This window comes from Streptomyces sp. XM4193 (genome assembly GCF_023072595.1).
Classification (GTDB): Bacteria; Actinomycetota; Actinomycetes; order Streptomycetales; family Streptomycetaceae; genus Streptomyces.
On sequence record NZ_JALLGK010000001.1, the window covers coordinates 1047163 to 1061657 of the forward strand.

Consider the following 14495-nt stretch of genomic DNA (forward strand, 5'->3'; position numbering starts at 1 on the left):
GACGCAGGAGGCACCGTGACACGGACGGGGGCGAGCGGGGCGGGTGCGAGGAGCGGGACGGGCGCGACCGGTGCGACCGGGACCGGAAACGGGACCGGCGCGAGCGGGATGTGGGTGGTCGCCACCGCCGGACACGTGGACCACGGCAAGTCCACGCTGCTGCGGGCGCTCACCGGCACCGACCCCGACCGCCTCGCGGAGGAACGACGCCGCGGGCTCACGCTGGACCTCGGCTTCGTCCGGACCACCGCGCCCGGCGGACGGCGGCTGGCCTTCGTCGACGTACCGGGCCACCACCGCTATCTGGCCACCACCTTCGCCGGTCTGGCCACCTCGCCCGCCGTGATGCTGGTGGTCGCCGCCGACGGGGGATGGCGCCTGCAGACGGCCGAACACCTCGCCGCGCTCCAGGCGTTCGGCATCCGGAACGGGCTGCTGGTGATCACCCGCAGCGACCTCGCCGACCCCGCCGACGCACTGGCGCAGGCGCGCGAGCACACCGCCGGCACCGGCCTGGCCGACGCACCCGCGGTGGCCGTCAGCGCCCGTACCGGCGCGGGGCTGACGGAGCTGACGGCGCTGCTGGACGCGGTGGCCGAGGCGGCGCCGACCCCCGACCCGCGGGCGCCCGTACGGCTGTGGCTGGACCGCGCGTTCACCGTGGCCGGGGCCGGCACCGTCGTCACCGGGACGCTGGCGGCGGGCACGCTCGCGGTGGGCGACACCCTGGAGCTCTCGCCCGCCGGCACGCCCGTCGCCGTCCGCGGCCTCCAGTGCCTGGACGAGGAGGTCTCCCGTGTGTGCGGCCCCGCCCGGGTGGCGGTCAACCTCCGCCGTGCGTCCGCGGGCGACATCCGCCGGGGCCACGCACTGATCGCTCCGGGTGCGTGGTGGCGAACCTCCGTCGTCGACGTGCGCCTCGCCGGACGGCCCGCGGCCGGGGGGCACGCCGCGAACCCCGTTCCGCGGCTGCCCGCCGAGCCTCTGGTGCACTGCGGCACCGCCTCAACCGCCGCACGGCTGCGCCCACTCGGGCCCGACACCGTCCGCCTCACCCTGCGCACGCCGCTGGATCTGCACGTCGGTGACCGGCTGCTGCTGCGCGACCCCGGTTCGCGGCTGCTGTGGGGCGCCGTCGCACTGGACGTGGCGCCGCCGGAACTGCGCCGCCGCGGTGCCGCCGCCGCACGGGCGCGGCTGCTCGCCGACGTCGCCGAGCCCGCCGACCCCGCCGGCCGGCTGCGCGCCGTCGGCTTCGCCGCCAGAGCCGAACTCGCCGCGATGGGCTACGAGTTGCCACCACCGACAGCCCCGTCCGACGCCGGCACCGGCCCGTCCGACGCCGGCACCGGCCCGTCCGACGCCGGCACCGGCCCGCACCCCTCCGCTGCGGGTCCCGCGCCCGACGCCGAGCCGTACGTGCTCGACGCGGGGGCGTACCTGCTCGACGCCGGGTTCGCGGACCGGGCGGCCGGTGCGCTGCGTGCGGAGGTCGACCGCCGCGCCGCGGCGAGTCCCGGCGATCCGGGGCTGCCGATCGGCCGCGCCCGTCAACTCCTCGACCTGCCCGACGATCTGCCGCCGAGCTCCCTTGCCGGCCCGGAGCTGGTGGTGCGCGAGGGCCGTGTCTACCGTGCCGCGGACGCCCGGCGGCTGCCCCCGCAGGTCTCGGCGGCGCTGGACCGGCTGCTCCGGCGGCTGGCGGACGATCCGTTCGGCGCGCCCACCCGGCGGCAGCTCGGCGAACTCGGGCTCACCGACGCGGCGCTCGCACTGCTGGTGCGGCGCGGGCATCTGGAGCGGATCGGTCCGCACCATCTGGCCGTCGGCGCGACCGACCGCGCGGTGGCCCGACTCCGGGCGCTGGAAGGCCCGTTCGGCCCGGGGGAGTGCGCCCGCGCCCTGGGCACCAGCCGCCGGGTGGCGGTGCCGCTGCTGGAGGCGCTCGACGCCGCCGGCCGCACCCGCCGCGACTCCGAGGGCCGCCGAACTCTCGCCCCCTGACCGGCGACCGGGCGACGGGTCGGCTGCCGGGCGGACTGCCGGGCGGGCTGTCGGGCCGGCCGCCGACGGTCCGCGGACGCGGAGACGGTCCTGCCCCTGCCCGCCGCCGGCCGCCGTGCCCCTCCGCAGCCGGGGAGTGGTGGCCCGTTCCACGGGCGACCGAGGAAGGCAACGTTTGATTTCGGCCAAAGTGCGGCCGGCGGGAGGCGTCCGCGACTTCTCCGGGCCTGCGCGGATAGCGGTAACCTGCACGAGTTCGCGGGGCCCGGTGAAAGGCGGTCGGGAAGCCGTGTGCACATGCCTGCGGACTATGTTCCGTTGAAGCGGCAACTTCATTCGGGCCGGTTTCCGGACGCCCGGAATCGAGGTGCCGCAGCGGTAATCGGGGCAGAATCGGACAATGCCCGCTGCCGGCGTTCTTCGTCACTATTGACCATCGGTGTCGCTCGGGACATGCTGTGTCCCGTGGGGCACGGGGGTATGACTGCAACCCTTTGGGCGGCGCACTCCACCGTGCGGCGAGAAACAACAGAACCCCTTGGCGCGCCCGTACTGCCATCAGATTCGGCACGATCGCAGAAACCGCCAGAAAGGGGCCGCTCGCTATGCCGGACAACAAATCCGAGCTGAAAGCGCTGAAGGCGACCAAATACACCTCCACGGTGCGCGCGTCCAGTGCTTTCGACCAGTTGCGGGCTTCCGGCTACCGGGCGGGGTTGCGAATTCTGGACCTGACCGACCGGTTGCGCGGCCGGGACCACGAGTTGCTGCCGCCGCGCAGGTACCGCCGCTTCATCGGCAACGGCGACTTCCTGAAGGTCGGGCGCCAGATCACCGACTACATGCAGGAGGAGCTCGGGGTCGGGCCCTCGCACGACGTGTTGGACGCCGGTTGCGGCGCGGGGCGCATCGCGGTTCCGCTCACCGACGTGCTCGGCGAGAAGGGCTCCTACCTCGGCTTCGACATCGTGCCGCACGCCATCGACTGGTGCTCCTCCGTCATCACCGCCAAGCACCCGAATTTTCGGTTCGAGCATGTCGACATCCGTCAGGAGATCTACAATCCCGACGGAAAGCTTTCGGCTGCGGATTTCCGATTCCCGGCCGCGGATTCCGCGTTCGACGTGGTCGCGATGGTGGGTCTCATCAGTCATCTGCTCCCGCCCGAGCTGGACAATTACCTGACCGAGGCGGCTCGTGTGCTGCGGCCCGGCGGCCAGTGCTTCGCGACGGCCTATCTCGTCGACGACAAGGTGGCCGAAAACATCGCCCAGGGGCGCACCGCGTTCACCTTCACAAATGATCATGGCGAATACTACGTGCATTCGAAGGAAGAGCCGACGTACGCGATCGCGTACCGGGTCGAGTATCTGCGCGAGGCGGCCGCGCGATATGGTCTGCACCTGCGTCGGGAACCGAAGCCGGGGACCTGGGGCACCTCCACCGAGAGGCCGGCCTCAATGGACCTGCTCGTCCTCGAACGCGACTGAGTGCACAGAGCACCGAATTCTCGCACCGGCATTGCGGTCGGCGATTGCGGGTTTGCCGGATTTGCTGGGTTTGCTGGGTTCACCGAAACCGTCGGCGGTCGCCGTGTTCGACGCGGTCGCCGTGCGAGCGAGTACACGAGAGAGGAAACACTTCCCCAATGGCAGACAACATTCCGGGTGACGGGGGCAGCAGGGGCGTCCTCGTCCTGTCGGGCATCTCCGCGGCGGGCAAGTCGACCGTCGCACAGGCTCTGGCCGAGCGGTTAGACCGGTCTGTTCACGTGCGCGGCGACTTCTTCCGCCGCATGATCGTCAACGGCCAGGTCAACATGACCGCCGACCCGGAGCCGGAAGCCCTGGAGCAGCTGCGTCTGCGGCACCGGCTGGCAGCGGCGTCCGCCGACGCGTACTGCCAGGCGGGCTTCACCGCGATCATCCAGGACATCCTGCTCGGCGAGCACCTCCAGGAGATCACCGAGACGATCAAGAGCCGGCCGCTGGCCGTGGTCGTGCTCGCTCCCAACCCCGACGCCGTGCTGGCGCGGGAGGAGAAGCGCGCCAAGACCGGGTACGGCCCGGACTGGCAGCCCAAGGACCTCGACGCCGTGCTGCGCGGCAGCACTCCGGAGGTCGGCCTCTGGCTGGACACCTCCGACCAGACCGTCGACCAGACCGTGGACGAGATCCTCAAGCGGGCCTGGACCGAGGGCGCCGTTTCCTGAACGTCCCGGGGCCGGGTCGTGTCCACCGAGGGGGTGGGCGCGACCCGGCCCCGATCTCATCGCCGGAGCACAACCCCCGAACAGGAGACGTGAGTTGCGCACCACCGCCATCGGGCAGGACGGGCAGCGGGTAGGCGTCGTGGGACTCGGCTGCATGGGGATGTCCTATGCGTACGACCCCCACGGACGGGACGACACGGCCTCGATCGCCGCCATCCACCGCGCACTGGACCTGAGCGCGAACCTCATCGACACCGCGGACGTCTACGGGCCGCACACCAACGAGGAGTTGGTCGGCCGCGCGCTCGCGGGGCGCCGCGACCGGGCGTTCGTCGCGACGAAGGTGGGCTTCGTCCCCGGCGAGACCAGGCTGCGCAAGGACGGCAGGCCCGAGCACATCAGGGCGGCGGTGGACGCGAGCCTGCGCAGGCTGGGCACCGACCACCTCGACCTCTACCAGCTCCACCGGGTCGACCCCGAAGTGCCGCTGGAGGAGAGCTGGGGCGCCATGGCGGAGACGGTGCGCGCCGGCAAGGTCCGTGCGCTCGGCCTCTCGGACGTCACCGTGGAGCAGATCCGCACCGCGCAGTCGGTGCACCCGGTGGCCGCGGTGCAGGCGGAGATCTCCCTGTGGACCAGGGACTCCCTCGCCGAGCTGGTGCCCTTCACCGCCCGCGAGTCCATCGCGGTGCTCGCCTACTCGCCGCTCGGCCGCGGCTTTCTCACCGGCCGTTTCGCCTCCAGCGAGGACCTGCCCGCGGACGACTATCGCCTGGTCAACCCCCGCTTCCAGCCCGAGAACCTGGTGGCCAACCTCCCGCTCGCCGACGCGGTGCGCAAGGTTGCCGACGGCCGCGGTGTCGCGCCCTCGCAGATCGCGCTCGCCTGGGTGCTGGCGCAGGGAGACCACATCGTGGCGATACCGGGCACCAAGAACGCGCGTTATGTGGAGGAGAACACCGCCGCCTGCGAACTGCGGCTCACCCGGGAGGAGACGGCGCTGCTCGACGCACTGCCGGCCCCCGCGGGCGCCCGCCAGTAGCGACCGCCGTCGGACGCACCCCGCCACGGACGCACCCCGCAGCACGCAGCACGCAGCCGTCCGCGTCCGCACACCACAGCCATTCGCACACCCCACCCATCCGCAACCCGCAGCCGTGAACCCGCCGCACCCGTAGAACCCGCCGACCCGGCCGGTGCCGCCCCACCGGGCCACCGCGCCGCAACGCGCCCTCGCGCCCCGCGGAGGCCGTGCCGGGCGGTGGGCCGGGCGGTGGGCGGACACGGCCGCGCGCCGCGCAGGAAGGAAGGACATCCGTGTCCGAAGCCGACGGGCCCTCACGCCGCAAGGGCCTGCCCGTTCTGACGGCCGCCGTGCGGGAGGAGCCCTGGATCTTCGGTGCGGCGCTCGCGGCCAGCGCCCTGTACGGCGTCGCACCGGTCGCCACCTCCTGGGCGCTGGGCAGGATCACCGACCGGGTGATCCTGCCCGCGTTCGAGAGCGGGGAGACCTCGTACGCCGCTCTCGCGGCAGCGGGCGCCGCCATCTTCGCGGTCGCGATGCTGCGGGTGGTCGGTGTGATCGGGCGCCGGGTGGGCGCCGGGCTGATGCAGTTCCGGCTCCAGTCCACCTACCGGCGCCGAGTCGCCCACCGCTATCTCCACCTGCCGCTGTCGTGGCACCAACGCCACTCCGCGGGACGGCTGTTGTCGACGGTCAACTCCGACGTCGAGGCGGTGTGGGCGCCGATCATCCCGCTGCCGACGGCGCTCGGCGTGTTGATCATGCTGGTCTCGGCCATCGGTTCGCTGATCCTGGTCGATCCGGTGCTGGCGCTGGTGAGCATCGCGCTCTTCCCGGCCATCGGACTGCTCAACGTCTTCTACCAGCGCAGGCTCTCCCCGCTGGCGGCACGCGCGCAGAGCCTGCGCGCCGAAGTGGCCGACATCGCGCACGAGAGCTTCGACGGCGCCGTGGTGGTGAAGACCCTCGGCCTGGAGTCGCACGAGTCCGCGCGGATGGCGGAGCGGGCGGAAGCCCTGCGGGACGCCAATGTCGCGGTCGGCAGGATGCGGGGGCGCTTCGACCCGCTGCTGGACGCCCTGCCCAACCTCGGCATCCTGACGGTTCTGGCGGTCGGCACCAGCCGGATGGCCTCCGGGGCGATCGGCGTCGCCGAACTGGTGCAGGTGGCCTATCTGTTCACGATGATCGCCTTCCCGGTGCGGGCCTTCGGCTGGGTGCTGGCGGAACTGCCGCGTTCCGCGGTCGGCTGGGAGCGGGTGCGCGCCGTGCTGGACGCCGAGGGCGAGATGCCCAGCGGCGAGCTGCGGCTGACCGACCCCGGCCCGCTCAACCTCGACGCCCGCGGGGTGAGTTACGCCTACAACGGCAGCGATGTGCTGCGCGACGTGACGCTCAGCACCGGCGCGGGCAGCACGGTGGCGGTGGTGGGTCCGACCGGCTCGGGCAAGTCCACCCTGGCGGCGCTGATGGTGCGGCTGATCGACCCCGACCGCGGCGATGTGCTGATGGACGGGATGAACGCGCGGCAGATGCGTTCGGGCGAGGTGGCGTCCGCGGTGGCCTTCGTCCCGCAGGAGGCGCTGCTCTTCGACGACACCGTCCGCGGCAACGTCCTGCTCGGTCTGGAGCGGGACGACGCGGCCGTCTGGGAGGCGCTGGAGGCGGCCGATGTCGCCCAGGTGGTGCGCGAGTTGCCGGACGGGCTCGACGCCCGGGTCGGTGAACGCGGCGCCACCCTCTCCGGCGGCCAGCGCCAACGCGTCGCGCTGGCACGGGCGTTGGTGCGCCGGCCGCGACTGCTGGTGCTGGACGACGCCACCTCCAGCGTCGACCCGGAGGTGGAGAGCCGCATCCTCAATCGGCTGCGCACCTCCCAACTGCCCTCCACCGTCGTGGTGGTGGCCTACCGCAAGGCGACCATCGCACTCGCCGACCACATCGTCTACGTGGACCGCGGCCGGGTCGCGGACGCCGGCTCGCACGCCGAACTCCTCGCCCGCTGCACGGGGTACCGCTCGCTGGTCACCGCCTACGAGGGCGAGCAGAACGGGCACCGGGCCGAGGACGGTGCCGGGGACGACGGAAGCGAGGGGGACGCGCGGGTCGGCGCGTCCGCCGCAGAAGCCGAGGAGGAACGGACCGCATGAGCCGTATCGGGGGCTCCCACCACAGCGCGACCGGCACGCTGAAGCGGCTGTTCGCCACCTCGCCGACGCTGCGGCGCGGCCTGCTCATCGTCCTGCTGCTCGCGGTGGTCGCGGCCGCGGGCCGGGTGGTGGTGCCGATCGCGGTGCAGGTGACGCTCGACACCGGAATCCAGTCCGAGGAGGGGCCGCGCACGGGATTCGTGCTCGGTTCGGTCGGCGTCTGCGCGGTGGCGGTGCTCTGCACGGCGTGGATCACCTTCCGGATGAACCACCGGCTCTACCGGGAGGTGGAGACGGCACTCGCGGAGATGCGCAAGAAGGCGTTCCGGCGGGTGCACGATCTGTCCGCGCCCGCGCTCGGCGGCGAGCAGCGCGGTGATCTGGTCGCCAGGGTCACCGGCGATGTGGACCAGTTCAGCATCTTCCTCCAGTTCGGCGGCATGCTGCTGGTCAGCGGCTGCCAACTGCTGGTGGGCAGCGCGGTGATGTTCGCCTACTCCTGGGCGCTGGCGCTGACCGTGTGGGCGGTCTTCCTGCCGCTCGCACTGATCCTGCCGCGGCTCCAGCACCGGCTCTCCTTCCGCTACGCCGACGTCCGCACCCGCGCGGGCGCGATGCTCGCCACCACCGGCGAAGCCGTCGCCGGCGCCGCGGTGATCCGTGCGCACAACGCCTCGGGACTGATCGGCAGCCGCATCGACACCGCAGTGGAGGACCACCGCAAGGCGCAGGGCAGGGCGCAGCGACTGGTGGCCGTCACCCTCTCCAGCGGGGAGATCGCCGCGGCGCTGGCCATCGGCGCGGTGGTGAGCTTCGGCGTCGTGCTGGGCGTCAACGGCCACATGACAGCGGGGGAGTTGGTCGCCTTCCTCTTCCTGGTGACGCTCTTCATCGGCCCGGCGCAGATGAGCACCGAGGTGCTCAACGAGCTCCAGAACGCACTCGCCGGGCTGCGCCGCACGCTCGCCGTCATCGAGGCGCCGCGCGAGGTCGAGGACCCGGGCGAGAAGGGTGTGGAGCTGGAGCCCGGCCCGGTGGGCGTCGGCTTCGAGGAGGTGGAGTACGCCTACCCCGACGGCGGACTGGTGCTGCACGGGGTCTCGGTGGAGATCGCACCGCGCAGCCGGGTCGCCGTGGTCGGCGAGACCGGCTCCGGCAAGTCGACCTTCGTCAAACTGCTGACCAGGCTGGCCGATCCGTCCTCCGGACGGGTGCTGCTCGGCGGGGTGCCGCTGACGGACGTGCCGCTGGAGTCGCTGCGGCGGCGGGTGGTGATGGTGCCTCAGGACGGATTCCTCTTCAACACCACGGTCGGCGAGAACATCCGCTACGGCCGCGCCGACGTCGGCGACGAGGAGGTCCGCGCCGCGCTGGCCGATCTCGGGCTCACCGGCTGGGCCGAATCGCTCCCCGACGGTCTGCGGACCCCGGCCGGGCCGCGCGGCGAGGCGCTGTCGGCCGGCGAACGCCAACTGGTGGCGCTGGCCCGGGCGTACCTCGCAGATCCGGATCTGCTCGTACTGGACGAGGCGACCTCGGCCGTCGACCCGGCGACCGAACAGCGCCTCCAGCGCGCACTGGAGACCGCCACCCGGGGCCGTACCGCGGTCTCGGTGGCGCACCGGCTCTCCACCGCGGAGGCGGCGGACCGGGTGCTGGTCTTCGACGCCGGCCGCATCGTCCAGCAGGGCACGCACGAGGAGCTGTCGACCCGACCCGGCCGGTACGCGGAGCTCTACGCGGCCTGGCAGTCGGCGACGGCGGGAGCCACGGGCGCGGAGCAGGCGGGTGCGGCGGAGCAGGCGGGTACGTCGGGTGCGGCGGAGGCGGCCGGCCGGGGCTGAACCGTCGGCAGGTGCCGGTGGACACGGAGGAGGGGGTGGCGGCCGAGGACCGGCCGCCACCCCCTCCTCCGTACCCGCGCCGCAGGCTCAGTTGACGCCGCGCATCAGCCGGCTGAGGTGCTTGCGGGAGACGGCGACCGCACCCGCACAGGCCAGCGCCGCGCAGCCGAGCACGGCGAAGTAGGTGCCGGGCGACCAGACGGTGCCCAGCTGCACCACCTGGGAGCTGAGCGCGCTGCCCATCGCCACCGAGAGGAACCACAGGCTCATCAGCTGGTTGGCGAACCGGGGCGGTGCCAGCCGGGTGGTTACGCTGAGCCCGGTGGGGCTCAGGCACATCTCGGCCATGATCTGCACCAGGAACGCCACCAGCAGCCACATCATGGAGACGCGTTCGCCGCCCGCCGCCGCCATGCCGGCACCGGCCATGATGAGCGTCGCCACGCCCAGACCGCCGAGCCCGATGGCGAACTTGGCCGCCGTGCTGGGCTGCCGGGTGCCCATCCGTATCCACAGTGCGGCGAAGGCGCCCGCCAGCAGGATGCTGTAGAACGGGCCGAGCGACTGGAACCAGCTGGTGGGGAACTCCCAGCCGAAGAGGTCGCGGTCCACGTGGTCGCGGGCGAACAGGCTGACCAGCGAACCGCCCTGCTCGGCGATCATCCAGAACATGCTGGCCGCCAGGAAGATCCAGATGTACGCCCGCAGCCGGCTGCGGTCGACCGGGTCCAGGCCGGCCGTACGGAACATGGAGACGAAGTAGACCACCGGGATCAGCACGGTCAGGGCGGTGACGGACTGGATGATGCCCTTGGTGAACGTCATCCCCCACAGCGCCACCAGGCCCAGGCAGAGCAGTACGACGAAGGCGACCGCCGCCGCGCACAGGCTCAGCATCCGCTGCATCTCGGCGGGCTTCGCGGTGCGCACCCGCTCGCGGGTGACGGCCGGCAGCCGCCGTCCGCCGTGCACGCAGACCAGCAGACCGATCAGCATGCCGACCGCGGCGGCGCCGAACCCGGCGTGCCAGTCGATCCGTTCACCGAGGTAGCCGGTGATCAGCGGGGCCGCGAAGGCGCCCACGCTGATGCCCATGTAGAAGAGCGAGAAGCCGGCGTCGCGGCGCGAGGCGTCCCGCTGGGCGGCGTCCTGCTCGTGGTCGTAGAGCCTGCCCACCATGGTGGAGATGCTGGGCTTGAGCATGCCGGTGCCGGCGGCGACCAGCAGCAGCCCGAGATAGGTGGCCCCGGGGCCCGCCGGGACGGCGAGGGTGCAGTGTCCCGCGGTGATCACCACACCGCCCCACAGCACCGCCCGGTACGAGCCCCAGAGCCGGTCCGCCAGCCAACCGCCGGGCAGCGCCAGCAGGTTGACCAGTGCGCCGTAGATGCCGAAGATCGCCGCGGCGATGTGCGGGGCGAGCCCGAGCCCGCCCTGGTCCTCCGGCGCGGCGAGGAAGAGGACGAGGATCGCCCGCATCCCGTAGAAGCTGAACCGCTCCCACATCTCGACGTTCCACAGGGTGAAAAGTCCCCGTGGGTGCCGATTCCGGGTGCGCACGTCCTTCTGCGCGGTGTCCCCCGTTGTCACGCTGTCCTCGCCCTCGCCCGCCGGTGTCGACATCAGTGCTCAGTGCCCCGCGACCGGTCTCAGCCGGCCAGCGAAGTGGCTTCGAGTTCCTCGCTGACCAGCAGCAGCGGTATGCCGTCGACCACCCGGTAGGTGCGACCGCACTCGGCGCCCGTGCAGGTCATCGAGTCGCTCGAGGCGTCGGCGTCGAGCCGGGTCTTGCAGACGGGGCAGGCGAGGATGTCGAGCAGACGGCTTTCGATCATGAGAGGTCTTCCTTCGTTCCGTGGGTGGTGAGTTGTGCTGTCCGCGGTGTCGCCACCGCGCTGAGGGACCGTCCGGGTGGGACGGGTGCCGCGGCTCCCTCGGGCCGGTTCACCTCCGGGGCTGTGCCGGGACGGGAGCGGACACGTTCGTTGGCGGCCCCGAACCGGGGGCCTCGGGCCCGGGGGCGCCGCGCTGGGTGAACCCGTGCCGGGACGGCCCGCGTTCCGACGCGGCTCCCGCCTGCGCGTGCCCGGCATGCGCGTGCCCGGCCTGTGCGGGTGCGGCCTGTGCGTGCCCGGGCTCTGCGGGTGCGGCCTGTGCGTGCCCGGTCTGCGCGGTTGCGCCGGCGCGGGCGGCGGCGAGTACGGCGTGCACGGGGGCGCGGGACTTGAGCCGCATCTCCTCGAGCTCGGCACCCGGGTCGGAGTCGAGCACGATCGCGCCGCCGGCGCCGACGCTCCAGCGGCCGCCGCTGCGGACCGCGGTGCGGATGACGATGTTCAGATCGGCGCCGCCGCCCAGGCCGAAGTAGCCGATGGAGCCCGAGTACAGGCCCCGGGGGCGGCCCTCCAACCGGTCGATGATCTCCATGGTGCGCAGCTTGGGCGCCCCGGTCATCGAGCCGCCGGGGAAGCAGGCGCGCACACAGGTGACCGGATCGGCGGCCGGGTCGAGCCGGCCGCGGATCGTCGAGACCAGCTGGTGGACCGTGGCGTAGGACTCCACGTGCATCATCCGGGGCACATGGACGCTGCCGACCTCGCAGACCCGGCCGAGGTCGTTGCGGAGGAGGTCGACGATCATCAGGTTCTCGGCGCGGGTCTTGGCGTCCGCGGCGAGCGCCCGCCGGGCGTCCGCGTCCGCCTCGGGGTCCTCCTCCCGGGGAGCGGTGCCCTTGATGGGCTTGGACTCCACGGTGCCGTCGGCGGTGATGCGCAGAAAACGTTCGGGCGAGGAGCAGGCGGCCTCCAGCTCGCCGAGCCGCAGATACGCCCCGTACGGTGCCGGGTTGATGCGGCGCAGCCTGCTGTGGACCTCCAGGCCGTCCGGGTCGCCGGGCAGGCCGAGGCGGTCGGTGAGGCAGACCTCGTAGCTCTGGCCGGCGCGCAGCTCCGCCAGGCACTCCCGGATGTCGGCGAGGTAGCGGTCCGCGCCCCGGTCGCCCGAGCGGGAGGGGGAGTCGGCGGGCGGCGTCCGGGCCGGCTCGGGCTCGGTGCGCGGGAGTGTGCGCAGACTGTGCGCGGTGCGGTCGATCCACCGCCGGGCCCGTGCGGCGTCGGCGTCGTCGGGCCGGGAGAGGCAGAGCAGATGGGTCTCGCCGCGCTCGTGGTCGACCGCCACCAGCCGGTCGGCGAAGATCCAGCCCGCGTCGTCGGCCGTGGAGGGGCGGGCGAGCGGCGAACCGCAGTCGGCGCGCAACTCGTAGCCGAGATAGCCGACATAGCCGCAGACGAAGTCGAACGGCAGGTCGGGAGCGGGTATGCGGCGGCGGTGCAGCTCCTCGCGGAGGTAGTCGAAGACCGTGCCCGCCACCTCGGTGGTGGTGCCGTCCGAGCCGGTCACCGACACCCGCGCGGAACCGGCGCGGTAGCGCACGGTCTCGGCCAGCGGCCCCGAGGCGTCGCCCAGGAAGGAGAAGCGCGCACGTCCCCGTTCGGCGCGCGAGCTGTCGAGCCAGAAGGCGTGCGCGGTCGCGGAGAAGAGTTCGCGGAAGGCCGCCTCGGTGTCCGGCTCGGACGCCAGCCGCCGGTGGTGCAGCCGGTACTCCGTCGCGGTCCGCGCGCCGTCCGCGGGCGGCGCGGTGCGTGTGACGGCGGGCTCAAGTGCGCTGTCCGGTACGGCAGTCGGCGGGCCGCCGCGGTCCGTCCGCCCCTCCCGGGGGCCGGCCGGAGCCGGGCCGTCGGACGCCTGCGCCGGGGCGGTCCGCAGCGCGGGGGCGGTCGGGCGGAGCGTACGGGGCCGGGAGACGGCGGGGCGCGGCGAGCCGGCGACCGCGTGGGACCGGGCGAGCCGCACGAAGTTGGCTATCAGCCGGTCGCCGTGCTCGGTGCAGGCCGACTCCGGGTGGAACTGCACTCCCCAGCGCGGCAGTCGGCGGTGCCGCAGCCCCATCACCACGCCGTCCTCCGCCCAGGCGGTGGCCTCCAGCTCCGGCGGCAGCGGCTCGCGCACGGCCAGCGAGTGGTAGCGCACCCCGGTGAAGTGCTGCGGGATGCCGGCGAACAGCTCCCGCCCCCGGTGGCGCACCGGGCTCAGCCAGCCGTGCCGGGGTTCCCACGCCTGCTCGACCCGGGCCTCGGCGGCGAGCGCGAGCCCCTGGTGGCCCAGACAGACGCCGAGGACCGGCAGCCGGGACGCGGCCAGCAGACCCGTCAGATGCCCGAAGTCGCCCGGTGCGCCCGGGTGTCCGGGGCCCGGCGAGACGACCAGCGCGTCGTACCCCGCCACGTCCGGGCGCAGCAGCACCGGGTCGTCGTTGCTCACCACGTCGGGCTCGGCTCCGGTGACCGTGGCGATCAGCTGGAACAGGTTGTAGCTGTAGGAGTCGTAGTTGTCCACGAGCAGTATCCGCATGGAGGCTCCGTTGGCTGGTCCGGGGACGTCGGGATGACCGGTGGTGCTCATACGCCCATCGCCAGACCTCCGTCGACGGGGACCACCGCGCCCGTCACATAGCCGGCCGCCTCGGAGGCGAGGAAGGCGATGACCGCCGCGACCTCCTCCGGTTCGGCGGCCCGCCCCAGTGCGCTGCCGTCGACGATCTGCGCCCGCCGCGGTGCGGGCAGGTCCTCGGTGAGCGCGGTGCGCACAAAGCCGGGGAGCACGACGTTGCAGGTCACTCCGTGGGGCCCCAGTTCGCGGGCCACCGTCCGGCCGAGTCCGACCAGCGCCGCCTTGGAGGCCGCGTAGTTGGTCTGGCCCGCCATGCCGAGCACCGCGGCGACCGAGGAGACCAGCACCACCCGGCCCCAACCGCCGTCCACCAGCGCGGGGGCGGCCCGGCGCAGAACGCGCCAACTGCCGGTCAGATTGGTGTTGACGACGCGTTGGAAGGCGGCTGCGTCGGAGCGGATGAGGAGGTTGTCCTCGCGCACCCCGACGTTGCAGACCACGATCTGGACCGGTCCCTGCCGCCGCCCGGCGCTCTCGAACGCGCGGTCCACATCGGCCGGTTCGGCCACGTCGCACCGCACCGCGGCCAGTCCGTCGGGCGCTTCGCCGCCGCGGGAGGCCACCGTCACCCGGTGGCCCTGCGCGGCCAGCGCCCGGGCGGTGGCCAGCCCGATGCCCCGGCTGCCGCCGAAGACCAGCGCCGAACGCCCGCGCGGGGACGGGGAGTCGGAGGAGTCGGCGGTGAGCGCGGCCGTCGTGGCGCGGCCGGTGGAGCCGGTCGGGCCGGTCGGGCCGTCGGTGTGCGCGGTGCG

At 73.2% G+C, this 14495-nt stretch carries 10 protein-coding genes; 6 read left to right on the forward strand and 4 right to left on the reverse strand.

Annotated elements, in window-relative coordinates; genetic code table 11:
• The first annotated feature begins 15 nt into the window (after positions 1-15).
• From MTQ01_RS04345 to MTQ01_RS04370, 6 genes are all read left to right on the forward strand, one after another.
• Positions 16-2004: a SelB C-terminal domain-containing protein gene (locus MTQ01_RS04345; protein WP_247486929.1), complete on the forward strand. Its 1989-nt coding sequence runs from the start codon at positions 16-18 to the stop codon at positions 2002-2004.
• Between the two features lie 605 nt (positions 2005-2609).
• Positions 2610-3494, forward strand: coding sequence for a class I SAM-dependent methyltransferase (locus MTQ01_RS04350; protein ID WP_247486930.1), 885 nt, complete (start codon positions 2610-2612; stop codon positions 3492-3494).
• A gap of 158 nt (positions 3495-3652) precedes the next feature.
• On the forward strand, positions 3653-4216 hold the full coding sequence (locus MTQ01_RS04355; protein WP_247486931.1) for an AAA family ATPase: 564 nt from the start codon (positions 3653-3655) through the stop codon (positions 4214-4216).
• A gap of 94 nt (positions 4217-4310) precedes the next feature.
• A complete protein-coding gene (locus tag MTQ01_RS04360; RefSeq protein WP_282613137.1) occupies positions 4311-5258 on the forward strand; it encodes an aldo/keto reductase in 948 nt (315 codons plus the stop codon).
• A gap of 275 nt (positions 5259-5533) precedes the next feature.
• Positions 5534-7390, forward strand: a complete 1857-nt coding sequence (locus tag MTQ01_RS04365; protein ID WP_247486932.1) for an ABC transporter ATP-binding protein — start codon at positions 5534-5536, stop codon at positions 7388-7390.
• A complete protein-coding gene (locus MTQ01_RS04370) occupies positions 7387-9234 on the forward strand; it encodes an ABC transporter ATP-binding protein (RefSeq protein WP_282613138.1) in 1848 nt (615 codons plus the stop codon). Before MTQ01_RS04365 ends, MTQ01_RS04370 begins: the two co-directional genes overlap by 4 nt.
• A gap of 87 nt (positions 9235-9321) precedes the next feature.
• Here the strand turns inward: MTQ01_RS04370 and MTQ01_RS04375 are convergent, their stop codons facing one another.
• The 4 genes from MTQ01_RS04375 to MTQ01_RS04390 all read right to left on the reverse strand — a co-directional run bounded on the left by MTQ01_RS04375 (position 9322) and on the right by MTQ01_RS04390 (position 14381).
• Positions 9322-10857, reverse strand: coding sequence for a peptide MFS transporter (locus tag MTQ01_RS04375; RefSeq protein ID WP_247486933.1), 1536 nt, complete (start codon positions 10855-10857; stop codon positions 9322-9324).
• A 26-nt stretch (positions 10858-10883) separates the two neighbouring features.
• Positions 10884-11069 (reverse strand): Trm112 family protein, encoded by a 186-nt coding sequence (locus MTQ01_RS04380; protein ID WP_247486934.1) that lies wholly within the window; start codon positions 11067-11069, stop codon positions 10884-10886.
• Positions 11070-11178: 109 nt separating this feature from the next.
• Positions 11179-13644 carry an aminodeoxychorismate synthase component I gene (gene pabB / locus MTQ01_RS04385; protein ID WP_247486935.1) on the reverse strand — a complete coding sequence of 822 codons (2466 nt, stop codon included), beginning with the start codon at positions 13642-13644 and terminating at the stop codon, positions 11179-11181.
• A gap of 47 nt (positions 13645-13691) precedes the next feature.
• Positions 13692-14381 carry an SDR family NAD(P)-dependent oxidoreductase gene (locus tag MTQ01_RS04390; protein WP_247487726.1) on the reverse strand — a complete coding sequence of 230 codons (690 nt, stop codon included), beginning with the start codon at positions 14379-14381 and terminating at the stop codon, positions 13692-13694.
• Positions 14382-14495 lie beyond the last annotated feature (114 nt).

What these genes read in the sequence shown, in the direction of transcription:
- MTQ01_RS04350 (WP_247486930.1), top strand. Translation starts at nt 2,610, where the DNA reads ATGCCGGACAACAAATCCGAGCTGAAAGCGCTGAAGGCGACCAAATAC.
- MTQ01_RS04355 (WP_247486931.1), top strand. Translation starts at nt 3,653, where the DNA reads ATGGCAGACAACATTCCGGGTGACGGGGGCAGCAGGGGCGTCCTCGTC.
- MTQ01_RS04370 (WP_282613138.1), top strand. Translation starts at nt 7,387, where the DNA reads ATGAGCCGTATCGGGGGCTCCCACCACAGCGCGACCGGCACGCTGAAG.
- MTQ01_RS04375 (WP_247486933.1), bottom strand. Translation starts at nt 10,857, where the DNA reads ATGTCGACACCGGCGGGCGAGGGCGAGGACAGCGTGACAACGGGGGAC.
- MTQ01_RS04380 (WP_247486934.1), bottom strand. Translation starts at nt 11,069, where the DNA reads ATGATCGAAAGCCGTCTGCTCGACATCCTCGCCTGCCCCGTCTGCAAG.
- pabB (WP_247486935.1), bottom strand. Translation starts at nt 13,644, where the DNA reads ATGCGGATACTGCTCGTGGACAACTACGACTCCTACAGCTACAACCTG.